Source organism: Pseudomonas sp. 9.2(2024), assembly GCF_039695385.1.
In the GTDB taxonomy this organism is placed as follows: domain Bacteria; phylum Pseudomonadota; class Gammaproteobacteria; order Pseudomonadales; family Pseudomonadaceae; genus Aquipseudomonas; species Aquipseudomonas paraglycinae.
In genome coordinates, this window is sequence record NZ_CP155585.1 from 513,502 (window position 1) to 537,678 (window position 24,177).

Here is a 24,177-nt window from a genome sequence, read left to right on the forward strand (position 1 = left end):
TCATTTCAGCCATTTTCCAACCCCTTGAGGTGCACCGTTCATGAGTGCATCGTCCACCCCCGCCAGCGGTCTGGTGCGCATGAATCCGCCGGTGTTCTGGTTCGCCGCGACGGTGATCCTGCTGTTTGGCCTGACGGTCATCGCCATGCCGGAACAGGCCGGCGCCTGGCTTCTCGAAGCGCAAAACTGGGCGGCCAACACGGTCGGCTGGTACTACATGCTCGCGATGACCCTGTATCTGGTCTTCGTGGTGGTCACCGCGTTATCGGGCTACGGCAAGATCAAGCTCGGTGCCGACCACGACGAACCCGAATTCAGTTACCTGTCCTGGGCCGGCATGCTGTTCGCCGCCGGGATCAGCATCACGCTGTTTTTCTTCTGCGTGTCCGAACCGTTGACCCACATGCTCCAGCCGCCGCAAGGCGAGGCCGGCACCCCGGAGGCGGCGCGTCAGGCGATGCAGATTCTGTTTCTGCACTGGGGCCTGCACGGCTGGGGCGTGTTCGCCTTCGTCGGCATGGCTCTGGCGTATTTCGCCTACCGGCATAACCTGCCGCTGGCGCTGCGCTCGGCGCTGTACCCGCTGATCGGCAAGCGCATCAACGGCCCCATCGGCTACGCCGTGGACGGCTTCGGCATCATCGCCACGGTGTTCGGCCTCGGTGCGGACATGGGCTTCGGCGTGCTCCATCTCAACTCCGGTCTGGACTATCTGTTCGGCATCGCCCACACCCAGTGGATTCAGGTCGGCCTGATCACGCTGATGATGGGCGCGGCGATCATCGTCGCCGTCTCGGGTGTGGATAAAGGCGTGCGGGTCATGTCCGACATCAACATGCTGCTGGCCTGTGCGCTGCTGCTGTTCGTGTTGTTCGCCGGCCCTACCCAGCATTTGCTCAACACCCTGATCCAGAATCTGGGCGACTACCTCGGCGCGTTGCCGATGAAGAGTTTCGACCTCTACGCCTACGACAAACCGAGCGACTGGCTCGGCGGCTGGACGGTGTTCTACTGGGCCTGGTGGATCGCGTGGTCGCCGTTCGTGGGCCTGTTCATCGCACGGATTTCCCGTGGTCGGACCATCCGCGAATTCGTCTTCGGCGTGTTGCTGATTCCGCTCGGTTTCACCCTGGCGTGGATGTCGATCTTCGGCAACAGCGCCATCGACCAGGTGCTCAATCACGGTATGTCGGCGCTGGGCATGTCGGCCCTCGACAACCCGTCGATGACTCTTTACCTGCTGCTGGAAACCTACCCGTGGAGCAAGACTGTCATCGCGGTAACGGTGTTCATCAGCTTCGTGTTCTTCGTCACCTCCGCCGACTCCGGCACCGTGGTGCTCTCGACCCTGTCGGCCAAGGGCGGTAACCCGGATGAAGACGGCCCGAAATGGCTGCGGGTGTTCTGGGGCGCGATGACCGCGCTGATCACCAGCGCGCTGCTGTTCTCCGGCAGCATCGATGCGCTGAAGTCGGCGGTAGTGCTCACCTCCTTGCCGTTCTCGCTGATTCTGCTGCTGATGATGTGGGGCCTGCACAAGGCGTTCTACCTGGAGTCGCAGAAGCAGATCGCGCAACTGCATTCGCTGGCGCCGGTGTCCGGTTCACGGCGGGGCAAGGGCGGCTGGCGTCAGCGTCTGAGCCAGGCCGTGCACTTCCCGTCGCGCGACGAGGTGTACCGCTTCATGGACACCACGGTGAAGCCGGCCATCGAAGAAGTGACTGCCGTGTTCGCCGAGAAAGGCCTGAACGTGGTCACCCAACCGGATCCGGCGCACGACAGCGTCAGCCTGGAAATCGGTCACGGTGAACAGCACCCGTTCATCTACCAGGTGCAGATGCGCGGCTACTTCACGCCGTCGTTCGCCCGTGGTGGCATGGGCTCCAAGCAGCTCAACAATCGCCGCTACTACCGCGCCGAAGTGCACTTGAGCGAGGGCAGTCAGGACTACGATCTGGTTGGTTACACGAAAGAGCAGATCATCAACGACATCCTCGACCAGTACGAACGGCACATGCAGTTCCTGCATCTGGTGCGTTGATCGGAGCAGGGCGCCGGGACGCTTTCAGGTCTCGGCGCTCAGCACCATGAACAACACCATCGCCGCCAGCGGCACGCCATAAACGGCGCTGCCGATCGCAATCTCCGTCCCCAGCGGCTGCCCGGCGTGCACCACGCCGACCGCACCATTGATCACCGTCAACGCCAGCCACAACGCCGCGAACACATAGGCCAGCGTCTGCCGACTGAAGCCGATGCGCTCGCCGATGTAAAACATCAGCGCCAGCAGGATCAGGCCGAAGAAGATGATGATTGCGGTGTGCATGGATGTGCCTGCGGGATGTGCGGTGTTTGATCGGACGATTTCGCGGGCAAGCCCGCGAAGGCGCCACCTCGGTTTCATTTAGAGCATAGCCAAACCCGCCCACGCCATATTCGTCAGGTACTTTCCCGCTCAATGACCGTGCATTGCAGCAGATTCAACCGCTGCACCTCATCACTCGGCAGCACGCCCAGACTTTCCAGCACCCGCGTCGCCGCCAGTACGCCGATCTCCAGCGCGGGCGGTTTGATCGTGCTCAGGCTCGGCAGCAGCATCTCGGCGAACGGGTAGTCGCCAAAGCCGAGGACGGCGCAGTCTTCGGGGATGTTGAGGCCGGCGCGTTGTCCGGCGAGCAGGCCGCCGGCGGCGAGGTTGTCGTTGGCGAAGATGATCGCGTCCGGGCGTGGGGAGGCGTTCATCAGTGCTTCCATCGCTTGCTTGCCGGCCTCGAACGGGGCACGATCGGCGTCGGGTGCGAATACCCAGGGCTCAAGTCCTAGCTTGCGCACGGTCGCGGCGTAACCGTCGCGGCGTTCCAGTGCGCTGAAGTCGCCGGGTGCGCTGTTCTGCACGAAGGCGATGCGTCGATAGCCTTTACCGTGCAGATAACGAGCGGCGCTGACACCCACTTCAAAGTGCGAGAAACCGATCTGCATCGGCTCGCGATCCGGTTGGTAATCCCAGGTTTCGATCACCGGGATATCCGCTTCGGCGAGCATCTTTTCCGTGCCCGCGCTATGGAAGTGGCTGGTGACTACCAGCGCTGCAGGCGACCAGCCGAGGAACGCCCGCACGGCGTTTTCTTCCTGTTCAGTGCTGAAGTAACTCGATGCCAGAAGTAGCTGATAACCGTGACGGCTGAGGGTGTCGCTGAAGCCCTGGATGGTGTTGGCGAAGATCGGCCCGGAGATGTTCGGGATCACCATGCCGACGATTTTCCCCCGCGCCGAGGCGAGCCCGCCGGCCACCAGATTCGGCACGTATCCCAGCTCGGCGACCACCGCCGCGATCCGTTCGCGCCGTTCGGGCGAGACCTGTTCCGGCTGGTTGAAGTAACGCGACACGGTGATCGCCGAAACACCGGCCTGGCGCGCCACCGCGTTGAGGGTCACGCGACCGGCGCCACGGCGTTTGCGGGGCTTTTCTTCGCTCAAGGCTCGATCCTTCTTAAAAACCAAAACGCATATAAAAGTAATTTTTCAGTATTGGACGGTCTATGTCCGGCTTGCCAATACTGGTGATGTTAGCGCTAACAAAGCGCGTTGTCTGCTACTCGCTCGAGCGAATGCCCAAGACACCGAGACAGGCGCTGTCGTCGCAGAACGGCAGCGGTTCAGGGCAACTTTTCGAGCGGGCAAACATGCACAACATTCCTGGGGCGACACATAAACTGGCGCAATCGATCCGCGCTGCGGGCTGGCTACTCACCGGGCTGGCTGCGCTGCCGCTGCCCGCCGCGTTCGCCGCGGACAGCACCGATCAGGAGCCGACACTCAAGTCCGTCACGGTCACCGCCACCCGCCGCGAAGAGTCGCTGCAAAAGGTGCCGGTGGCGGTGTCGGTGATCGACGGCGAGCAGCTGGAACGCGACAACCGCAACAGCGTGGCGAGCATCGTCCAGCAGGTGCCGTCGCTGAATTTCCGCACTGGCGCATCGAACAAGGACACCTCGTTGTTCGTGCGTGGCGTAGGGACGATTTCCACCTCGCCGGGCGTCGAACCGACTGTGGCCACGGTAATCGATGGCGTGGTCTACGCCCGTCCCGGCCAGTCCACTCTCGATCTGCTGGACCTGGAACGCGTCGAAGTCCTGCGCGGCCCGCAAGGCACGCTGTTCGGCAAGAACGCCTCGGCCGGCGTGCTGAACATCACGAGCAAGGCGCCGACCGCCGAGACCCACGGCTACATCGATCAGTCGTATTACAGCGGCAACGAAAGCCGCACCCGTTTCGGCATCGGCGGCAGCCTGATTCCGGACACGCTCAAGGGCTCGATCAGCACCTTGTTCGGCACTTACGACGGCAACGTCGACAACCAGCACAACGGTCAGGAGGTCAACGGCTACAACCATCGTGGCGTACGCGGCAAACTGGAATTCACCCCGAACGACGACGTCACCTTCACCCTGATCGCCGACTACATGCAGTCCCACGATGACGGCCCCAACGGCGTCGTGACCAAGGCGCTGACCCCGGCCTTCGCGAATGCGTTGAGCCCGGTCGGCGCGACCAGCCACAACCGCGACATCAACACCGACACCCGCACCCACGTCGAGGACACCAACAAGGGCCTGTCCGGCCAGCTCGACTGGCAACTGGGCGATTACACCCTGACCTCGATCACTGCGTGGCGTGGCTGGGACAACACCCAATATCAGGACGGCGACCGCCTCGGCACGGTGACGGCCGCGTTCCCCGGCACGGCGGACAAGGGCGATCTGGCGTTCGACCAGTACTCGCAGGAGCTGCGTCTGGCGTCGCCGAAAGGCGAGTTCCTCGAATACGTCGGCGGCCTGTTCTACATGCACGGCAAGGACGAGGAAACCTATCAGCGCACGCTGACCACCACACGGACAGATCGCGGCGTCGCCGATTACAGCACCACCAGCGACAGCTATGCGGTGTTCGGCGAGAGCACGCTGAATTTCACCTCGAACTTTCGTGGCATCGCCGGCCTGCGCTACACCCACGACGATCTTGAATACGATCACCGTCGCGTCTCCACTTCCGCCACAACTGTCAGCGGCATTCAACCGGCGACCCGCGGTTCCGGCTCGGTGGATGAGGACGGCTGGTCGGGACGGCTCGGTTTGCAGTACGACCTGAGCGATACCGTCACCACTTACCTGACCTACTCGCGCGGCTACAAAGGCCCGGCCTACAACGTGTTCTTCAACATGCAGCCGCGCGATACCGAAGCGCTGAAACCGGAGACTTCCAATACCTGGGAGGCGGGGATCAAAGCCTCGAGCTGGAACAATCGCCTGACCACCAACCTCGCGGTTTTCCACAGCGACTACGACAACTACCAGGCGAACTTTTTCGACACTGTCGCCGGGCAAGTCGTAACGCGCCTGATCAACGCCGGCAGCGTCAGCACCGAGGGCGTGGAACTTGATTTCGCCCTGCAGGCGACCCAGCAACTGAAGTTCTCCGGCGCGCTGGCCTACACCCGCGCTCGTATCGACGAGTTCGCCTGCCCGGCGGGCGCGGCGGCGTCGTGCAACGTCAACGGCAAGCCGCTGCCGTTCAGCCCGGACTGGAAAAGCTACGTGCGGGCCGACTACACGATCCCGCTGGATAACGGCCTGGATATCGAACTCGGTACCGACTACAGCTGGCAGAGCGAAGTGCAGTACGACATCAGCCAGAACGCCGACACCAAGCAGGGCGCCTACGGACTTTGGAATGCCAGCGTGGCCCTGGCCGATTACACCAACGGCTGGCGCGTGGCGTTGCTCGGCAAGAACCTCACCGACAAGTCGTATTCGCCATTGCTCGCCAGCGGTGGCAACTACATCTACCGCGCCGTGCCTCGCGATGACGAACGCTACTTCGGCGTGCAACTGCGCAAGGACTTCTGAGATGAGCAGACAGCTGAAACTCGGCGCGTTCCTCATGGCCACCGGGCACCACGTCGCCGCGTGGCGTCATCCGGACGTACCGGCCAACGCGGGACTGGATTTCGCCCATTACAAACGCCTGGCGCAGATTGCCGAGGCAGCGAAGTTCGACACCCTGTTCGTCGCCGACAGCGTCGCCGCGCCGACCCAGGACATCGCCAGCCGCATGGCCCGCTCCGATCATTTCGAGCCGCTGACCTTGCTCTCGGCATTGAGCGCAGTGACCGAACACATCGGCCTGATCGCCACCGCGACCACCAGCTACAACGAGCCGTACCACGTGGCGCGTAAATTCGCCTCTCTCGATCACCTGTCCGGCGGGCGAGCGGGGTGGAACCTGGTGACCTCGGACAATGCCGCCGAAGCGCAGAATTTCGGCCGCGACGAACACATCGGCCATGCCGAACGCTACAGCCGCGCCCGGGAATTTCATCAGGTGGTCACCGGGCTCTGGGACAGTTGGCAGGACGACGCCTTCATTCGCGACAAAACCAGCGGCGCGTATTACCACCCGGAAAAACTGCACGTGCTGAATCACGTTGGCGAGCACTTCCGGGTCAAAGGCCCGCTGAATGTCGCGCGTTCGCCACAGGGTCAGCCGGTGATCGTGCAGGCCGGCTCGTCGGAAACCGGACGTGAACTTGCTGCACAGACCGCCGAAGTGGTGTTCACCGCGCAGACTTCACTGGCCAGCGCCCAGGCGTTTTACGCCGACCTCAAGGGGCGCTTGCCGAAGTACGGACGCAGTGCCGACTCGCTGAAAATCATGCCCGGCGTGTTCGTCGTGGTCGGAAAGACAGAAGCCGAAGCGCAGGAAAAATGTGAAACGTTTCAGCAATTGGTCGAACCCGAGGTTGGCGTTGCCCTGCTTGGGCGTATGCTGGGCAACTTCGATCTGTCGAAGTACCCGCTGGACGGGCCGCTGCCGGAATTGCCGCTGACTGAAAGCGGCCAGCAAAGCCGACAGAAACTGCTGACCGAACTGGCCGGCCGAGAACATCTGACCCTGGCCGAACTGGGTCGCAGAATCGCCGGCGGTCGCGGGCACTACAGCATCGTCGGCACACCGGCGCAGATTGCCGACCGTTTGCAGGAATGGTTCGAGCTGGGCGCGGCTGACGGCTTCAACGTGCTGGTGCCGCACTTGCCCGGCGGGCTCGAAGACTTCGCCAATGGCGTGGTCCCGGAACTGCAACGGCGCGGGCTGTTCAGAACCGAATATGAAGGCCGGACCTTGCGCCAGAACCTTGGCCTCGCCCGGCCCGGCAACAGATTTGCGTAGCAATCGACACCCGATTCAAGACCGACAAGAGAGGATTCGATGACTTACACCGCTGCCGAAAACCGCTATGACTCCATCCCTTACCGCCGCGTCGGACGCAGCGGTCTGGTGCTGCCGGCGCTGTCCCTGGGCCTGTGGCACAACTTCGGCGACAGCACGCCGATCGACACCCAGCGCTCGTTGCTGCGCACGGCGTTCGACCTGGGCATCAACCACTTCGACCTGGCCAACAACTACGGCCCGCCTTACGGCAGCGCCGAAACCAATTTCGGTCGTTTGCTGCGCGAAGACTTCAAGCAGTATCGCGATGAACTGATCATCTCCAGCAAGGCCGGTTGGGACATGTGGCCCGGTCCTTACGGCCAGGGCGGCGGCTCGCGCAAATACGTGCTGGCCAGCCTCGACCAGAGCCTGCAACGTCTCGGTCTGGACTATGTGGATATCTTCTATTCGCACCGCTTCGACCCGGACACCCCGCTGGAAGAAACCGCCAGCGCCCTTGCCACGGCGGTGCAGCAGGGCAAGGCGCTGTACATCGGCATCTCGTCGTACTCCGGGGTGAAAACCCGCGAAATCGCCGCGTTGCTCAAAGAGTGGAAAGTGCCGCTGTTGATTCACCAACCGGCGTACAACCTGCTCAACCGCTGGGTGGAAAAGGACCTGCTCGACACCACCGACGAACTCGGCACCGGCGTGATTGCATTCACTCCGCTGGCGCAAGGTTTGCTGACCGACAAATACCTCAACGGCGTGCCGGCGGATGCGCGGGTCAATCGTCCGGGCGGTGGCTCGTTGCTGTCTTCGCACTTGTCCGAGGCCAACATTGCTCATGTGCGGGCGTTGAATGAAATCGCCAAACGTCGTGGCCAGAGCCTGGCGCAACTGGCATTGGCGTGGACGCTGCGGGATCCGCGGGTGACTTCGGCGCTGATCGGTGCGAGCCGACCAGAGCAGATTGTCGAGAACGTCGGGGCGTTGAAGAACCTGAGCTTCAGTGCGGAGGAACTGGCGGAGATTGACCGGTTTGCCCAGGAGGGCGGGATCAATCTTTGGGAGAAGCCTTCGACGGCGGAGTGATCGAAACTGGGGTGGGTCAGATAGATCCACCCCCTCACCCCAGCCCTCCCGAAACGTCGGACCGCCCCCAGGGGGGCGAGGGGGAAAGGGAGCAAATCTCCGTGCTTTTCAAACCTGAGTTCGATTCGATATTTCAGGTCGGTGTATAGCGACAAAACACCTCGGTCAGTCCCCTCTCCCTCCGGGAGAGGGTTAGGGTGAGGGGGCTCTTGATTTTGCTCTGGCGTTAAAGGCTCAGCGAAAAAACGGCACATCCCCCAACACCGTAGCCCGCTGCATCACTCGCCGCGCGGGCCGGTAGTCATCCACCGCGTAATGCTGGGTCACGCGGTTATCCCAGAATGCAATGTCATCCTTCTGCCAGCGCCAGCGAATGGTGAACTCCGGCCGCGTCGCATGCGCGAACAAGAACTTCAACACCGCTTCGCTCTCGGTCTCCGACAGCTCATTGATCTTCGACGTGAACCCTTCGTTGACGAACAGCGAACGCCGTCCGCTCACCGGATGCGTGCGAATCACCGGGTGCGACAGCGGTGGATTTTTGCGCCTCGCGGCTTCCCACTGCGCCAGTGCTTCCGGCGTGGTGCCGTAGCGCTCCAGCGGGAAGGATCGGGTGAAATCGTGAGTCGCAGTCAGCCCTTCAAGCAGCGCTTTCATTGGCGCCGACAGCGCCTCATACGCGGCAATCCCGCTGGCCCACAATGTGTCGCCACCGAATTCCGGCAGCAGCTTGGCGCTGAGCACCGCGCCCATGGCCGGGGTCGGCAGGAAGGTCACGTCGGTGTGCCAGATCGCGTTGTCGCGCACGTCGGTGACGGCGGTGTCGAGGATCAGCACTTCCGGCTGTTCCGGCACGTTCGGGTAGATCGGGTGAATGTGCAGATCGCCGAAGTAAGCGGCGAAACGCGCTTGCTGCGACGGCTCGATCGGTTGATTACGGAAGAACAGCACCTGGTATTTGAGCAGTGCCTGCTCGATGGCGTCGCGCTGTTCCAGGTTCAGCGGCTGGCTGATGTCGACGCCGCTGATCTGTGCGCCGAGGGCCGAGCTTAAAGGGGTGATGTTCAGGCTGCTCATGGTGGTTCTCTTCAATTCCGGGGCCCCGAAACTGTCGGGGTAGTCAGTGCTGAAAAATCAGTGGGCCTGGCCGTGCCACGGCACCAGTTTGCGTTGCAGGGCGCGCAGGCCCATCTCCATCGCGAAGGCGATCAGGGCGATGACCAGAATCCCCAGCAGCACCACATCGGTGACCAGGAACTGCGCGGCCGACTGCACCATGAAGCCCAGGCCGCTGGTGGCCGCGATCAGTTCGGCGGCGACCAGCGTCGACCAGCCGACACCGAGGCCAATGCGCACACCGGTCAGAATGTCTGGCAGGGCGCTTGGCAAAATCACATGGCGGATCAGTTGTGCGCGAGTGGCGCCCAGTGACTGCGCGGCGCGCAATTTGGCCGGGTCGACGGTGCGCACGCCGGTGGCGGTGGCAATCGCGATCGGGGCAAAAATCGCCAGGTAGATCAGCAGCACTTTCGACAACTCGCCGATACCGCACCAGATCACGATCAGCGGCAGATAGGCGAGTGGCGGAATCGGCCGGTAGAACTCGATCAGCGGATCGAGCACGCCACGGGCGATGCGGTTGGCACCGATGGCAATGCCCACCGGCACCGCGGTCAGAATCGCAAAACCGAGGCCCAGACCGATGCGGCTGAGGCTCGCACCCAAGTGCTGCCACAGCGTCGAATCCATGTAGCCCGTGGTCGCCAGCAACCAGCCTTTTTGCAGCACGGCGGACGGTGGCGGCAGGAACAGCGGTTCGATCAGACCGGTGGCCGTGACGGCCCACCAGATCACCAGCAACGCGAACAGGGTCAGCAGGCTGATCCAGCGGGTGCTGAGGCTGCGACGCACGGGAATCACCACCGATGTGGCGGCGGGTTTCACGGCGGTGGCGGAAACGTCGTAACTGCTCATGCGCGCTCCTGCCGCTGAACGGCGCTGCGTTGCGAGAACACTTTGGCCAGCACGTGTTCGCGGGTTTCGATGAAGCGCGGATCGGACTTGATCGCCCGTGCCGATTCGCCGGCGGCGTAACGCTGGCCGAAGTCGAGATGCAGGCGCTCGACGATCTGCCCCGGATTCGGCGCGAGCAGAATCAGGTCAGTGGCGAGGAACACCGCTTCTTCAATGTCGTGGGTAATCAGGAACACCGGTTTGGCGGTGCGTTGCCAGACTTGCAGCAACAGCTCCTGCATCTGTTCGCGGGTGAAGGCGTCGAGGGCGCCGAAGGGTTCGTCCATCAGCAACACACGCGGATCGGCGGCGAGGGCGCGGGCCAGGCCGACGCGTTGCTTCTGGCCGCCGGAAAGCTGCCAGATGCGACGGTGTTCAAAACCGGAAAGGTCGACCAGTGCGAGCATTTCCCGAGCGCGCTGTTCGCGTTTGTCCTTGGCCACACCGGCCAGTTCCAGACCGAAAGCGACGTTGGCCAGCACGTCCTGCCAGGGCAACAGGGCGTCGTCCTGGAACACCACGCCGCGTTCGGCGCTCGGACCTTTGACCGGCACGTTGTCGAGGGTGATGCGGCCGGCGCTCGGTTCGACGAAACCGGCAATCAGGTTCAACAGCGAAGTCTTGCCACTGCCGGACGGGCCGAGGGCCACCAGCAATTGCTGAGGGCCGAGGGTCAGGGAAATGTCGGACAGTACCGGTTCCGGGCTGCCGGGATACTGTGCGCTGATGCGCTCCAGCTGTAGCAAGGCCATCGCAGTTAACTCCCGATCAATTGGTGATGTACTTGGCGCTGACGTACGGCGCGTAGTCCGGCAGTACCGCTTCGACCTTGCCTTGCTCCTTGAGGAACGCAGCGGTGTCAGTGATGGCTTTGGTGGTCGGAGCGCCGAGGTCGCTGACTTGATCCGCTGCCAGCGGGTAGACGTTGCCTTGCAGCAGCAATGGGATGTCGCTGGCTTTGGCGCCGGAGAGTTTCACCAGCTTGTCGACGTTGCTCTGATTGGCCAGCCAGGCTTTCGGATCCTTGCGGTAGTCGGCGTAGGCGTCGAGGGTGACCTTGGCGAAGGCGGTGACGATTTCCGGGTGCTTCTCGGCGAAGTCCTTGCGCACGATCCAGGCGTCGAAGGTCGGTGCGCCGAACTTGGCCAGTTCACCGGAAGTGATCAGCACTTTGCCGTTTTCCTTGGCCACACCCAGCGCCGGATCCCAAACGTAGGTGGCGTCGATGTCACCGCGTTTCCACGCAGCAATGATCGCTGGCGGGGCGAGGTTGAGGACGGTGACTTTTGATGGGTCGATGTTCCAGTGCTTCAGCGCGGCGAGCAGGCTGTAGTGACCGGTGGACACAAACGGCACGGCGATTTTCTTGCCGACCAGATCCTGCGGGGTCTTGATGCCGGAGCCGTCGCGGGCGACCAGTGCTTCGGCGGCGCCGATCTGGGTGGCGATGAGGAAGGTTTCCACCGGGACTTTGCGGGTGATTGCAGCGGTCAGCGGGCTGGAACCGAGGTAGCCGATCTGCACGTCGCCGGAGGCGATGGCGGCGATGATGTCGGCACCGTTATCGAATTTGCGCCAGTTGATGTCGGCCTTGGTGGCTTTCTCGTAGGCGCCGTCGGCCTGGGCGACTTTCGCCGGGTCAACGGTGGTCTGGTAGGCGACGGTGAGGTCGGCGGCCTGAGCCAGGAAACTCGCAGCAGCCAGAGAGGCCACGGCCAGCAGGCGAAGCGGGAAATTCAGTTTCATTGAAGAGCTCCATATCAGGCGACCGAGCGTCGGCGTGAAAGGAGACTAAATGATCTAAGAATCTAGAAATAAATAACTTTTTAGAATGAGCTTATGAGCGGAAAAATCTAAGCGTGGGAGAGTGGGGGCTTTTCGGATTATCGGTTCGGACTTGAAATCCTTACCCCCTCACCCCAGCCCTCTCCCCCAAGGGGGCGAGGGGGAAAGGGAGCCGATCGAGGGCTTTTCACAATCGGAGTTCGGCTCGGTATTTCAAGTCGGCGTAGCTCTGATAAACACTGCGGTCAGTCCCCTCTCCCACCGGGAGAGGGCTAGGGTGAGGGGGCTGCGATCCAACGCCGATCAATCAGTTGCTGATCGCCAGAATGCTCGCCTGATACGACCCGACAAACACGTCGAAATCGCCCACCTCGTTCTGCTCCAGCTCAGCCTGCTGTGCCAGCGAAGAGCGCGCCAGTTCTTCAAACTTCGCCTGTTCCTCAGCCGCCAACGGTTCGCTGCGGAAGAACTCGGCGTGGGCCTGGCTCTGGCGCAGGGAGAATTGCGCGAAGCTTTCCTTGTGCGTGGCCATCGCCGCCAGCACCTGAGCCGAAGGCGTCAGGGACGAATCCTTGACCTTGGCCAGTTGCGCATCGAGCGCCTTGCTGTGGGCATCGCCGCCGTGGCTTTGATCCAGCAGCGCCGCCAGCGGAGCGATTTTTTCCAGCAGTTCGGCGGCCCATTCCTTCAGCTCCACCGGTTGGCCGTCGCGCTGCAATTGCAGGCCCGGACGGCGACCTTCCTTGACCACGCTGAGGAAGTTGGAGGTGGCGTTGCCGCAGGAGTTGTTGGTCAGCAGCGGGCTTTCGTTCAGCGCGCAGTACAGCAGGAACGCGTCGAGGAAGCGCGACTCGGTGAGGTCGATGCCCATCGGCAGGAACGGGTTGATGTCCAGGCAGCGTACTTCGACGTACTGAATGCCACGGGCCATCAAGGCCTGGATCGGCCGCTCGCCGGTGTAGGTCACGCGTTTCGGGCGGATGTTCGAGTAGTACTCGTTTTCGATCTGCAGGATGTTGGTGTTCAGTTGCACCCACTCGCCATCCTGGTGCGTGCCGACTTCGACGTACGGCGCGTACGGCGTGGCCACCGCTTTGCGCAGGCTGTCGGTGTAGCTCGCCAGGTCGTTGTAGCAAGGGGTCAGACCGGCCTGGGCGTTGCTCTGGTAACCGAGGTCGCTCATGCGCAGGCTGGTGGCGTAGGGCAGGTACAGGGTGTCGGGATCCAGCTGTTCCAACTGGTGCGCACGACCGCGCAGGAAACCCGCGTCCAGCGCCGGCGAGGCACCGAACAGGTACATCAGCAGCCAGCTGTAGCGGCGGAAGTTACGGATCAGCGCGATATAGGACGACGACTGGAAATCCCGGTCGGTGCCGATGAAGCCTTCGGCTTCCTTGAGCAACGGCCAGAGTTTTTCCGGCAGGGAGAAGTTGTAGTGAATCCCGGCGATGCACTGCATGGTCTTGCCGTAACGCAGGGCCAGGCCCTTGCGGTAGACGTACTTGAGCTGACCGATGTTGGAGGTGCCGTAATAGGCGATCGGGATATCTTCCTCGGCCGGCAACGGGCACGGCATCGATGGACTCCACAGGTACTCGTTGCCGAGCTTGCTGTAGGCGAAGCGATGAATCTTGTCCAGGCTCGCCAGGGTATCGGCCGGGTCTGGCAGGGCAGGCGTGATGAACTCCAGCAGCGACTCGGAATAGTCGGTCGTGATCTGTTCGTTGGTCAGCGCGGAACCCAGGGCTTCAGGGTGCGGCGTTTGGGCCAGGCGGCCTTCGCCGTTCACGCGCAGGCATTCACGTTCGATACCGTGAAGGCACTGCTCAAGCAGAGAGAGGTTAGCGCGCTCGCCGAGCAGAGCCAGGCGGCGGTTGAGAAGTTCGCTCAATTTGGATTCCTTCACGCGTCAGTCGCCCCAATATGGGGGTGGGCAGGACGGTCTACAAGGGTGAAGTTGAAACTGGCGTTTTCGCCTGGTTTTCGGGCCATGAAAGCCCCATTGGAAACGCCAACTTCAGTCCCTGAATCTGGCAGACGCGGGCGAGGAAAACTCCGACGCTGCGATCACAGCGCCGAAATTAACTCAAAATGATGAACAACATCTACAGGACAGCGAACGTGCCTTGCGCTTTTGCGACCAGTTTGTCGCCCTGCATCACGTCGGCTTCGACCACCAGCGTGCGCCGGCCCGGGTGGATCACCCGCGCCGTACACATCACCTCGCCCTCGGAGACGGCGCGGATGTAGTTGATCTTGCACTCGATGGTCGCGCTCTGCTGGTCGAAGCCGTGGGTGCTGGAACAGGCCAGCCCCATGGCGATGTCGACCAGACTGAACAGCGCGCCGCCGTGCAGCTTGCCGCCGCGATTGCGCAGTTCGGGTTCCAGCGCCAGGACGACTTGCGCCACCCCGGTTTCCAGGCTGTGCAGGCGGCAGCCCAACAGCTTGAAAAACGCGCTCTCGACGAGCCCGGCTGGCATATCCATCAGCGTTTCTTCAACTGCTTGGCGTTGGCAAACAGCGACGCCATCGCGTTATTCACCGGAGCCGCCGGGGTGCTTTCCTTGCGTGGCGCCGAACCCTGCGACTGGCGTGGCGCCGAGCCCGGACGCGAGCCACGGGCACCATCGATCTTCTCGCCCGGGGTGTCGCTCATGCGCATCGACAGGCCGACGCGCTTGCGCGGGATGTCGACTTCCATGACCTTCACTTTCACCACGTCACCGGCCTTCACCGCTTCGCGCGGATCCTTGATGAACTTCTCCGACAGCGCCGAAATGTGCACCAGACCGTCCTGATGCACGCCGATGTCGACGAACGCACCGAACGCGGTCACGTTGGTCACCACGCCTTCGAGGATCATCCCCAGTTGCAGGTCCTTCAGGTCCTCGACGCCTTCCTGGAACTCGGCAGTCTTGAACTCCGGACGCGGGTCGCGGCCCGGTTTTTCCAGTTCCTGCAGAATGTCGGTGACGGTTGGCAGACCGAAAGTCTCGTCGGTGAATTTCTTCGGATCCAGACGCTTGAGGAACGCCGCGTCACCGATCAGCGAGCGAATGTCGCGGTCGGTTTCAGCGGCGATGCGTTGTACCAGCGGATAGGCTTCCGGGTGAACGGCCGAGGAATCCAGCGGGTTGTCGCCGTTCATCACACGCAGGAAGCCGGCGGCCTGTTCGAAGGTTTTCTCGCCCAGACGCGCGACTTTCTTCAAGGCCGCGCGGGTCTTGAACGCGCCGTGTTCGTCACGGTGGGCCACGATGTTTTGCGCCAGGGTCGCGTTGAGGCCGGAGATCCGCGCCAGCAGCGCCACGGAGGCAGTGTTTACGTCCACGCCCACGGCGTTCACGCAGTCCTCGACCACGGCGTCCAGACCGCGCGCCAGTTTCAGCTGCGACACGTCGTGCTGGTACTGGCCGACACCGATGGATTTCGGATCGATTTTCACCAGTTCGGCCAGCGGATCCTGCAGACGACGGGCGATCGATACCGCGCCACGGATCGACACGTCCAGATCCGGGAATTCCTTGGCTGCCAGTTCCGATGCCGAATACACCGATGCGCCGGCTTCGGAGACCATGACCTTGGTCATTTTCATCGCTGGGTATTTTTTGATCAGCTCGATGGCCAGCTTGTCGGTCTCACGGCTGGCGGTGCCGTTGCCGATGGCGATCAGGTCGACCGAGTGTTTGGCGCACAGGGCGGCCAGGATGGCGATGGTCTGATCCCATTTGTTGTGCGGCACGTGCGGGTAAACCGTGGCGTGATCCAGCAGCTTGCCGGTGGAGTCGACCACCGCAACCTTGCAACCGGTACGCAGGCCCGGGTCGAGGCCCAGGGTGGCGCGCGGGCCGGCCGGGGCGGCCAGCAGCAGGTCGTGCAGGTTGTGGGCGAACACGTTGATCGCTTCGGTTTCGGCGCCATCGCGCAGCTCGCCGAGCAGGTCGGTTTCCAGGTGGGTGTAGAGCTTGACCTTCCAGGTCCAGCGCACCACTTCACCGAGCCATTTGTCGGCCGGACGGTTCTGGTTCTGGATGCCGACGTGCTGACCGATCATGCCTTCGCACGGGTGCAAAGTGCCCGGCAGCTCTTCGCCGACTTTCAGCGCGGAGCTGAGAATGCCTTCGTTGCGGCCACGGAAAATCGCCAGCGCGCGGTGCGACGGCATGCTTTTCAGCGGTTCGTCGTGTTCGAAGTAATCGCGGAATTTCGCGCCTTCCTCTTCCTTGCCGGCGATCACGCGGGCACTGAGGGTGGCTTCCTGTTTCAGGTAGGTGCGCAGTTTTTCCAGCAGGTTGGCGTCTTCGGCGAAGCGCTCCATGAGGATGTACTTGGCGCCTTCCAGCGCTGCCTTGGTGTCGGCCACGCCTTTTTCGGCGTCGACGAAGCGCGCGGCTTCGGTTTCCGGGGTCAGCGACGGGTCGGCGAACAGACCGTCGGCCAGTTCGCCGAGGCCGGCTTCCAGGGCGATCTGGCCCTTGGTGCGGCGCTTCTGCTTGTACGGCAGGTACAAGTCTTCGAGGCGGGTCTTGGTGTCGGCGAGTTTGATTTCGCGCTCCAGCTCAGGGGTGAGTTTGCCCTGCTCCTGAATGCTGGAAAGAATGCTGATGCGCCGTTCGTCGAGTTCTCGCAGGTAGCGCAGACGCTCTTCCAGATGACGCAGTTGGGTGTCATCGAGGCTGCCGGTCACTTCTTTCCGGTAACGGGCGATGAAGGGAACGGTAGAGCCTTCATCGAGTAGCGCGACGGCCGCTTCGACCTGTTGTGGGCGTACGCCGAGTTCCTCGGCGATGCGGCTGTTGATGCTGTCCATAAAACCACCTGACAAATTGTGAAAGCAGGCTCGCAGGCGCGTAAATAAAGGCCCGGAGTCTGGTGGGGCGGCTTGATGCTGGCCGCTGCCTGGGTCAAAAGGCATCCCATTGACCCGTGAAATCGAACAATTACTGCGGCGCCCATGAAAATAAGGGACGGCCACCTGCGGTAACGATTCAGACGTTGCCTGACACAAAAGGCCGCGCATTATAACCAGCGTTCTGTCATTCGGGGGCGACGCAGTCTGTAGGCACAAGCCCCGGTTTTCTGGCAGTGAAGGAAAAATCTGCTAACAATGCACACGGTGCGTATAACGGCAGCTACGCCATAATGCGCGCCGAGCTAAAAGGAGCATCCAATGAGCAGCACTGCACAAACTGCTGAAGGCGAAAAAATTCTCATCGTTGACGACGATCCGGGGCTGAGCAGCCTGCTGGAACGCTTTTTCGTCAGCAAGGGCTACCGTGCCCGCGCCGTACCGAATACCGAGCAGATGGATCGTCTGCTGTCGCGTGAAGTGTTCAACCTGGTCGTCCTCGACCTGATGCTGCCGGGCGAAGACGGCCTGACCGCTTGCCGCCGCCTGCGGGGCGCGAACAATCAGATTCCGATCATCATGCTTACCGCCAAGGGCGACGAACTGAGCCGTATCAAGGGCCTGGAACTGGGCGCCGACGATTACCTGGCCAAGCCCTTCAACCCGGACGAGCTGATGGCTCGCGTCAAAGCCGTGCTGCGCCGTCAGGCCGCGCCGGTGCCGGGCGCGCCCGGCAGTGAAGAAGAAAACGTCACGTTCGGCGATTACGTGCTGTCCCTGGCTACCCGCGAACTCAAGCGCGGCGACGAAGTGCACATGCTCACCACCGGTGAGTTTGCGGTACTCAAGGCCCTGGTGATGAACGCTCGTCAGCCGCTGACCCGCGACAAGCTGATGAACCTGGCCCGTGGCCGTGAGTGGGATGCCCTTGAGCGTTCCATCGACGTGCAGATTTCCCGCCTGCGCCGGATGATCGAACCCGATCCGTCCAAGCCGCGCTACATCCAGACCGTCTGGGGTGTCGGCTACGTGTTCGTGCCGGATGGCAACTCCACCAAGTGATGGGTGATTTGTAGGAGCGGGTCTGCGGGAAACGGTCGGAAACGCCGTCAGCGCAGACTCGCAATCCGCAATATGCGAGCATTGCTCGCTCCTGCAAGTGTGTAGCGGTTATCCATGAAAACCCCCGTCTGGTTCCCCCAAAGTTTTTTCTCCCGCACCCTGTGGCTGGTGCTCATCGTCGTATTGTTTTCCAAGGCATTGACCCTGGTTTATCTGTTGATGAACGAGGACGTGCTGGTGGATCGCCAATACAGTCACGGCGTCGCCCTGACGTTGCGTGCCTACTGGGCCGCCGACGAAGAGAACCGCGCGAAAATCGCCGATGCCGCGACCCTGATCCGGGTGGTCGGTGCCGGTGTGCCGGAAGGCGAACAGCACTGGCCGTACAGCGAAATCTACCAGCGGCAGATGCAGGCGGAACTGGGTGCCGACACCGAAGTGCGCTTGCGCATGCACTCGCCGCCGGCCTTGTGGGTTCGCGCGCCGAGCCTGGGGGATGGCTGGCTGAAAGTCCCGCTGTATCCACACCCGTTGCGTGGCCAGAAAATCTGGAACGTGCTCGGCTGGTTCCTGGCGATCGGCCTGCTGTCCACGGCGTCTGCGTGGATTTTTGTCAGCCAGCTCAACCAGCCACTGAAGCGTCTGGTCTACGCTGCCCGGCAACTCGGCCAGGGCCGCAGCGTGCGCCTGCCTATCAGCGACACCCCCAGCGAAATGGCCGAGGTTTATCGCGCCTTCAACCAGATGGCCGAAGACGTCGAGCAGGCCGGTCGCGAGCGTGAGCTGATGCTGGCGGGGGTATCCCATGACCTGCGGACGCCGCTGACCCGTTTGCGGCTGTCACTGGAGTTGATGGGCGATCGCACCGACCTGACCGACGACATGGTGCGTGACATCGAAGACATGGACGCGATCCTCGACCAGTTCCTCGCCTTCATTCGTGATGGTCGGGACGAGTCGGTGGAGGAGGTGGATCTCAGCGATCTGGTGCGTGAAGTGGCGGCGCCCTATAACCAGACCGAAGAGAAAGTGCGCCTGCGCCTGGAACCGATCCAGCCGTTCCCGTTGCGTCGGGTGTCGATGAAGCGCTTGCTGAACAACCTGATCGGCAACGCGTTGAATCATGCCGGCGGCAGCGTGGACGTCGCGGCCTATGTGTCCGGTGACACCAGTGCGCCGTATGTGGTGCTGAGCGTGATGGACCGTGGGGCGGGGATCGATCCTTCCGAACTTGAGGCGATCTTCAACCCGTTCACCCGTGGCGATCGTGCCCGGGGCGGGAAGGGCACCGGGCTGGGCTTGGCGATCGTGAAGCGGATTGCGTCGATGCACGGCGGCAATGTCGAACTGCGCAACCGCTCCGGTGGCGGACTGGAAGCACGGGTTCGATTGCCGCTGGGATTGATGCTGCCAAGAGATGCCGTTTAACGGCAGTCTCAAGCTACAAGCTACAAGCTACAGCGGCTTTTACTCGCCACTTGCAGCTTGTAGCTCGCCGCTGTTTTTTATCCCTTGCCTTTTGTGCGGGTCATGTTCGGCCCGCCATTCTTCTCGAGATGCTCGATGATGATCCCCGCCACGTTCTTGCCCGTGGTGGTTTCGATCCCTTCCAGCCCCGGTGACGAGTTCACTTCCATCACCAGCGGCCCGTGGTTCGAGCGCAGGATATCCACACCCGCCACCGCCAGGCCCATGACCTTGGCCGCACGCAGCGCGGTCATGCGTTCTTCCGGGGTGATCTTGATCAGGCTGGCGCTGCCGCCCCGGTGCAGGTTGGAGCGGAACTCGCCGGGCTTGGCCTGACGCTTCATCGCCGCGATCACCTTGTCGCCGACCACGAAGCAGCGGATGTCGGCGCCGCCGGCCTCCTTGATGTATTCCTGCACCATGATGTTCTGCTTCAGGCCCATGAACGCCTCGATCACCGACTCCGCCGCCGTGGCGGTTTCACACAACACCACGCCGATCCCCTGGGTGCCTTCCAGCACCTTGATCACCAGCGGCGCACCGTTGACCATGTCGATCAGGTCGGGAATGTCGTCAGGCGAGTGGGCGAACCCGGTCACCGGTAAACCGATGCCCCGGCGCGACAGCAATTGCAGCGAGCGCAGCTTGTCCCGCGAGCGGGCGATGGCCACCGATTCGTTGAGCGGGAACACCCCCATCATTTCAAACTGGCGCAACACCGCACAGCCATAAAACGTCACCGACGCACCGATCCGCGGGATCACTGCGTCGAAACCCTCCAGCGGTTTGCCACGGTAGTGGATCTGAGGTTTGTGGCTGGCAATGTTCATATAGGCGCGCAAGGTGTCGATCACCACCATTTCATGCCCGCGTTCGGTTCCGGCTTCGACCAGACGGCGGGTGGAATACAGACGCGGGTTCCGCGACAGCACAGCGATCTTCATGCAACACCTGTGGAGGAGGTAGATACCGGGAACACCGGCTTGTCTTGTACATATTTGATGCCCGGATTGACCACCAGCTGGCCGTCGATCAGGGCTTTGGAACCGAGCAACAGGCGATAGCGCATGGACTTGCGGCAGGCGAGGGTGAACTCGATTGGCCAGACCCGGTCACCCAAGGCCAGGGTGGTGCTGATCACGTAGCGCACCTGGGCCTGACCGTTCGAACTCTTGATAGTCTTGCGTGCCACCAGCGGCGCTTCGCATCGCCGATGGCGTAACTGCACGACGGTGCCCAGGTGCGCGGTGAAGCGCACCCACTTCTCGCCGTCGCGTTCGAACGGCTCGATGTCGGTGGCATGCAGGCTGGAGGTGCTGGCGCCGGTGTCGATTTTTGCCCGAAGGCCGGCGACTCCCAGATCCGGAAGCGCCACCCACTCGCGCAGACCGATAACGGTCAAATGGTCAAATGTCTTCAATGGAAAAAACCAACGATTAACGCGTCCACGCTTCAGGGGACAACTGGGCTAACGCTTTGAATGCGGGTCTGGCGAACCAGTAACCCTGCATCAGAAATATTCCGCAGTCCGCCAGGAAATCCCGTTCACCCGCACTCTCTATGCCTTCGGCGATGACTGTAACGTCCAACTCCGCACAGATTGTGACAATCCCCCGAACGATAGCCTGACGAACACGGTCACGGTCGATATCGCGGATCAGCGCCATATCGAGCTTGATCAGGTCCGGTTGGAAATCGGCCAGCAGATTGAGCCCCGAATAGCCGGCACCGAAATCGTCGATGGCCGTCTTGAAGCCGAATTCGCGGTATTCACGCAGAATATTGGTCAAATGGCGATAGTTATCTACGTGCTCGCTTTCCAGTGTTTCGAAAATCAGCCGGTCGATCGGGAAATTGTGTTTTCTGGCAGCCTCCAGGGTGCTGCGAATGCATAACTCTGGACGATAGACGGCGTTGGGCATGAAGTTAATCGACAAGTGTGTCTGCATATTAAGCTCGGCTGCGCCTTCGATGGCGCGAGTCCGGCAGAGCTGGTCGAAACGGTAGCGGTTATCTTCTGTAACCTGATCCAACACGGTTAAAGCGCCTTCACCAGCCGCACCACGAACCAGTGCCTCGTAGGCGTACACCGACTCGTCACGCAGATCCACGATGGGCTGATAAGCGAACGAAAAATCGAAGCCCAGCGGCTCGCTTTGCTGGCAGCCCAGGCACCCGGATTTGGGCGAGGTCAATGAAGACGGAAATTTGGTCACTCGATCACTCCATGCCGTTGAACCGGCGAAGATCACAGTTTATCTGGAGGGCCGGATTCTTGCGCCCGACAGAATCGGTAGTACAGTTCCGACTACTGGCTGAACGAGGAATTCATATGGCGCAAAAACAGGAAGAGGACGACAAGGTCCGTCTCGACAAGTGGCTGTGGGCCGCGCGTTTTTTCAAGACTCGCGCTTTGGCCAAGGCGGCCATCGAGAGCGGCAAGGTGCATTGTCGGGGAGAGCGCTGCAAACCTGGCAAAGAGCCACGCATTGGCGATGAGTTTGAGATCCGCACCGGCTTCGACGAGAAGACCGTTGTGGTTCAGGCCCTGTCGATCGTGCGTCGCGGTGCACCTGAGGCGCAGACGCTGTATGCCGAGACCGAGGCGAGTATTGCCAAACGTGAAGCGGCTGCGGCGATGCGCAAGGCAGGCGCCTTGGGCGTGACCACCGACGGCAAACCGAGCAAGAAGCAGCGCCGGGATCTGTTTAAATTTCGTGGGAACAGTGGCGGCGAATAAAAAAACGCAGCCTGCCGGCCTGGGTTCAAGACCCGCCGGCGGCTGCGTTTTTTTCAGTAACCGTTGATTACTGCGCGGACACCACACTCATTCGCGAAACCACCGGCAGTTTGCCCAGCAGCCGGAACACCGGCGCCGTGACCTTCAGCCAGAAGTTCGCCGCGTGATAAGCAAACGGCGTGTAGTAACCCCAACCCAGTGCCCACACCGCCAGCAGCATGCCGCCGATGTAATCGTCCTGACCCCAATGTGCACCAGCGACCAGGCGCGGCAGCATGAACAGCAGCGCCAGGCCCCAGATCACCAGGAATTGGCCAGCCGTGCGACTGAACACGCCCATGAACAGCGCCCAGATCAGTAGCACCGAAGCGTGGTCACCGGGGAAGCTCTGGCTCGAGCGGTCCTTCAGTTCCCAGGTCTTCTCCAGATGCGGGAAGTAATCGCTGATATGCACCGCGCCTTCGAGCACCATCGACGGGCTGCTGTGCTGCCAGCCCATGTGATCGGCGAACTTGGAAAACAGCGCGCGGATCACCACCATCAGCAGCAGGATCGAAAAAAATCCGAAAAAGGCGCGACGCACGTCAATCGCCCTGAACACCCAGTCGCCCTTGATAAGCAGCGCCAGCAGAATCAGGCCGACGACGATGTCGAACGGTCGCAGACTTGCAATTGCCCAGATGTGGAGCCATATGGGGTTGCTGGCCAGCGGTGCATTGAGTGAGCGGAACAGCCACTCGTCGAAAATCACACACAGCATCTGACCCGTAGGCCATAACCAGAACGCCAGTAGTGCCAATGGCACAACGTTGCACAGAACCAGCCGGCCGAGGTTCCACCTTGATTGGAACAAACCCGGATTGTTCATAAAATGCCTCCCGTGGCTGAACATCGGCATCAAAAAGGATGCCAGAAGCGCGGGATTTTCATTCTTTGTAACCATTTTGTCATCACATTCAGATACCCAGACCTATGACCGATTTCCTCGATACCGATTACACCCAACGCTTCATCTTCGATGACAGCGACACGCGCGGCGAACTGGTGTCGCTGGAGCGCAGCTATGCCGAAGTGCTCGCCAAGCACCCGTACCCGGAGCCGGTTGCGCAATTGCTGGGCGAACTGATGGCTGCCGCGTCGTTGCTGGTGGGCACCCTGAAATTCGATGGCCTGCTGATTCTTCAGGCCCGTTCCGAAGGCCCGATTCCGCTGCTGATGATCGAATGCTCCAGCGAGCGCGAAATCCGCGGCCTGGCGCGCTATCACGCCGAGCAGATTCCTGCCGACGCGACCCTCGGTGATCTAATGCCGAACGGTGTCCTGGCCTTGACCGTCGACCCGATCGCCGGCCAGCGTTACCAGGGCATCGTCGACCTCGACGGCGAAACCCTGTCCGACTGTTTCACCAACTATTTCGTCATGTCCCAACAGGTTGGCACTCGCTTCAAGCTGTGCGCCGATGGCCGTCGTGCCCGTGGTCTGCTGCTGCAGCAACTGCCGGCCGATCGCCTGAAAGACGAAGAAGAACGCGCAGCCAGCTGGCAGCACATCACCGCGCTGGGCAACACCCTGACCGCTGATGAACTGTTGAGCCTGGACAACGAAACAGTCCTGCATCGCCTCTACCATGAAGAGCAGGTTCGTCTGTTCGATGTGCAGAAACTGCGCTTCCACTGCAGCTGCTCCCGCGAGCGTTCGGGCAATGCACTGGTCAGCCTGGGGCTGGAAGATGCGCAGGCGCTCGTGGCCGAGCAAGGTGGAAAAGTCGAGATCGATTGCCAGTTCTGCAACCAGCGCTACCTGTTCGATGCGGCAGATATCGCTCAATTGTTCGCTGGAGCGGGCGTTGAGACGCCGTCAGATACCCGGCACTAAAACGGTTCAGCGCAGGTAAATTCACTGCTCAACGACGGAATTACGCCGTTACGACGGGAGGGCCCTACTCTTTTTGGGC

Annotated in this window: 21 protein-coding genes; 8 read left to right on the plus strand and 13 right to left on the minus strand. The window is 61.7% G+C overall.

What is annotated here, in order from left to right:
• The first annotated feature begins 79 nt into the window (after window positions 1–79).
• A complete protein-coding gene (gene betT / locus ABFB52_RS02270; RefSeq protein ID WP_165369568.1) occupies window positions 80–2,041 on the plus strand; it encodes a choline transporter BetT in 1,962 nt (653 codons plus the stop codon).
• Window positions 2,042–2,065: 24 nt separating this feature from the next.
• Here the strand turns inward: betT and ABFB52_RS02275 are convergent, their stop codons facing one another.
• Together ABFB52_RS02275 and ABFB52_RS02280 are read right to left on the minus strand one after the other, a co-directional pair.
• On the minus strand, window positions 2,066–2,326 hold the full coding sequence (locus ABFB52_RS02275; protein WP_102687490.1) for a hypothetical protein: 261 nt from the start codon (window positions 2,324–2,326) through the stop codon (window positions 2,066–2,068).
• 113 nt (window positions 2,327–2,439) lie between these two features.
• Entirely contained in the window at window positions 2,440–3,477 is a 1,038-nt protein-coding gene (locus ABFB52_RS02280) for a LacI family DNA-binding transcriptional regulator (protein WP_085647939.1), read from the minus strand.
• Between the two features lie 206 nt (window positions 3,478–3,683).
• On the opposite strand from ABFB52_RS02280, the gene ABFB52_RS02285 reads away from it, so the two are divergent.
• Genes ABFB52_RS02285 through mgrA form a run of 3 tightly spaced genes read left to right on the plus strand, consistent with a single transcriptional unit; the run spans window position 3,684 to window position 8,304 of the window.
• Window positions 3,684–5,906: a TonB-dependent receptor gene (locus ABFB52_RS02285; protein WP_129973801.1), complete on the plus strand. Its 2,223-nt coding sequence runs from the start codon at window positions 3,684–3,686 to the stop codon at window positions 5,904–5,906.
• A gap of 1 nt (window position 5,907) precedes the next feature.
• Window positions 5,908–7,227, plus strand: a complete 1,320-nt coding sequence (locus ABFB52_RS02290) for an LLM class flavin-dependent oxidoreductase (protein ID WP_129973800.1) — start codon at window positions 5,908–5,910, stop codon at window positions 7,225–7,227.
• 39 nt (window positions 7,228–7,266) lie between these two features.
• On the plus strand, window positions 7,267–8,304 hold the full coding sequence (mgrA, locus tag ABFB52_RS02295; protein ID WP_129973799.1) for an L-glyceraldehyde 3-phosphate reductase: 1,038 nt from the start codon (window positions 7,267–7,269) through the stop codon (window positions 8,302–8,304).
• Between the two features lie 234 nt (window positions 8,305–8,538).
• On the opposite strand, the gene tauD is transcribed toward mgrA, so the two are convergent.
• The 7 genes from tauD to ABFB52_RS02330 all read right to left on the minus strand — a co-directional run bounded on the left by tauD (window position 8,539) and on the right by ABFB52_RS02330 (window position 16,915).
• The gene (tauD, locus tag ABFB52_RS02300) at window positions 8,539–9,381 is read right to left on the minus strand and encodes a taurine dioxygenase (RefSeq protein ID WP_129974194.1); all 843 of its coding nucleotides are present in this window, start codon (window positions 9,379–9,381) and stop codon (window positions 8,539–8,541) included.
• Between the two features lie 57 nt (window positions 9,382–9,438).
• Window positions 9,439–10,278: a taurine ABC transporter permease TauC gene (gene tauC / locus ABFB52_RS02305; RefSeq protein WP_129974193.1), complete on the minus strand. Its 840-nt coding sequence runs from the start codon at window positions 10,276–10,278 to the stop codon at window positions 9,439–9,441.
• Window positions 10,275–11,069, minus strand: a complete 795-nt coding sequence (gene tauB / locus ABFB52_RS02310; protein ID WP_011331959.1) for a taurine ABC transporter ATP-binding subunit — start codon at window positions 11,067–11,069, stop codon at window positions 10,275–10,277. The genes tauC and tauB overlap by 4 nt, the downstream gene beginning before the upstream one ends.
• Window positions 11,070–11,085: 16 nt before the next feature.
• Window positions 11,086–12,063, minus strand: a complete 978-nt coding sequence (tauA, locus tag ABFB52_RS02315; protein WP_007952702.1) for a taurine ABC transporter substrate-binding protein — start codon at window positions 12,061–12,063, stop codon at window positions 11,086–11,088.
• A 346-nt stretch (window positions 12,064–12,409) separates the two neighbouring features.
• A complete protein-coding gene (gshA, locus tag ABFB52_RS02320; protein ID WP_129974192.1) occupies window positions 12,410–13,993 on the minus strand; it encodes a glutamate--cysteine ligase in 1,584 nt (527 codons plus the stop codon).
• 214 nt (window positions 13,994–14,207) lie between these two features.
• Window positions 14,208–14,591, minus strand: coding sequence for a PaaI family thioesterase (locus ABFB52_RS02325; protein WP_085746340.1), 384 nt, complete (start codon window positions 14,589–14,591; stop codon window positions 14,208–14,210).
• Window positions 14,591–16,915 carry a Tex family protein gene (locus ABFB52_RS02330; protein ID WP_129974191.1) on the minus strand — a complete coding sequence of 775 codons (2,325 nt, stop codon included), beginning with the start codon at window positions 16,913–16,915 and terminating at the stop codon, window positions 14,591–14,593. Before ABFB52_RS02330 ends, ABFB52_RS02325 begins: the two co-directional genes overlap by 1 nt.
• Before the next feature lie 360 nt (window positions 16,916–17,275).
• Between ABFB52_RS02330 and ompR the strand changes: the two genes are divergently transcribed.
• Window positions 17,276–18,016 carry a two-component system response regulator OmpR gene (ompR, locus tag ABFB52_RS02335; RefSeq protein WP_007952694.1) on the plus strand — a complete coding sequence of 247 codons (741 nt, stop codon included), beginning with the start codon at window positions 17,276–17,278 and terminating at the stop codon, window positions 18,014–18,016.
• Between the two features lie 114 nt (window positions 18,017–18,130).
• On the plus strand, window positions 18,131–19,444 hold the full coding sequence (locus ABFB52_RS02340) for an ATP-binding protein (RefSeq protein WP_007952691.1): 1,314 nt from the start codon (window positions 18,131–18,133) through the stop codon (window positions 19,442–19,444).
• A 77-nt stretch (window positions 19,445–19,521) separates the two neighbouring features.
• Here ABFB52_RS02340 and rimK read toward each other — a convergent pair whose 3' ends face one another.
• The 3 genes from rimK to ABFB52_RS02355 are packed head-to-tail and all read right to left on the minus strand — an operon-like array spanning window position 19,522 to window position 21,699.
• Window positions 19,522–20,427 carry a 30S ribosomal protein S6--L-glutamate ligase gene (rimK, locus tag ABFB52_RS02345; RefSeq protein WP_007949201.1) on the minus strand — a complete coding sequence of 302 codons (906 nt, stop codon included), beginning with the start codon at window positions 20,425–20,427 and terminating at the stop codon, window positions 19,522–19,524.
• Entirely contained in the window at window positions 20,424–20,870 is a 447-nt protein-coding gene (locus ABFB52_RS02350) for an ATP-dependent zinc protease (RefSeq protein ID WP_170844915.1), read from the minus strand. The genes rimK and ABFB52_RS02350 overlap by 4 nt, the downstream gene beginning before the upstream one ends.
• A gap of 49 nt (window positions 20,871–20,919) precedes the next feature.
• The gene (locus ABFB52_RS02355; RefSeq protein WP_129974190.1) at window positions 20,920–21,699 is read right to left on the minus strand and encodes an EAL domain-containing protein; all 780 of its coding nucleotides are present in this window, start codon (window positions 21,697–21,699) and stop codon (window positions 20,920–20,922) included.
• A 116-nt stretch (window positions 21,700–21,815) separates the two neighbouring features.
• Here ABFB52_RS02355 and ABFB52_RS02360 point away from each other — a divergent pair, with 116 nt between their 5' ends.
• A complete protein-coding gene (locus tag ABFB52_RS02360; protein ID WP_129974195.1) occupies window positions 21,816–22,223 on the plus strand; it encodes a S4 domain-containing protein in 408 nt (135 codons plus the stop codon).
• A 67-nt stretch (window positions 22,224–22,290) separates the two neighbouring features.
• Here ABFB52_RS02360 and ABFB52_RS02365 read toward each other — a convergent pair whose 3' ends face one another.
• A complete protein-coding gene (locus ABFB52_RS02365) occupies window positions 22,291–23,091 on the minus strand; it encodes a phosphatase PAP2 family protein (protein WP_129974189.1) in 801 nt (266 codons plus the stop codon).
• Window positions 23,092–23,195: 104 nt separating this feature from the next.
• On the opposite strand from ABFB52_RS02365, the gene hslO reads away from it, so the two are divergent.
• Window positions 23,196–24,098 (plus strand): Hsp33 family molecular chaperone HslO, encoded by a 903-nt coding sequence (gene hslO, locus ABFB52_RS02370; protein WP_085608616.1) that lies wholly within the window; start codon window positions 23,196–23,198, stop codon window positions 24,096–24,098.
• Window positions 24,099–24,177 lie beyond the last annotated feature (79 nt).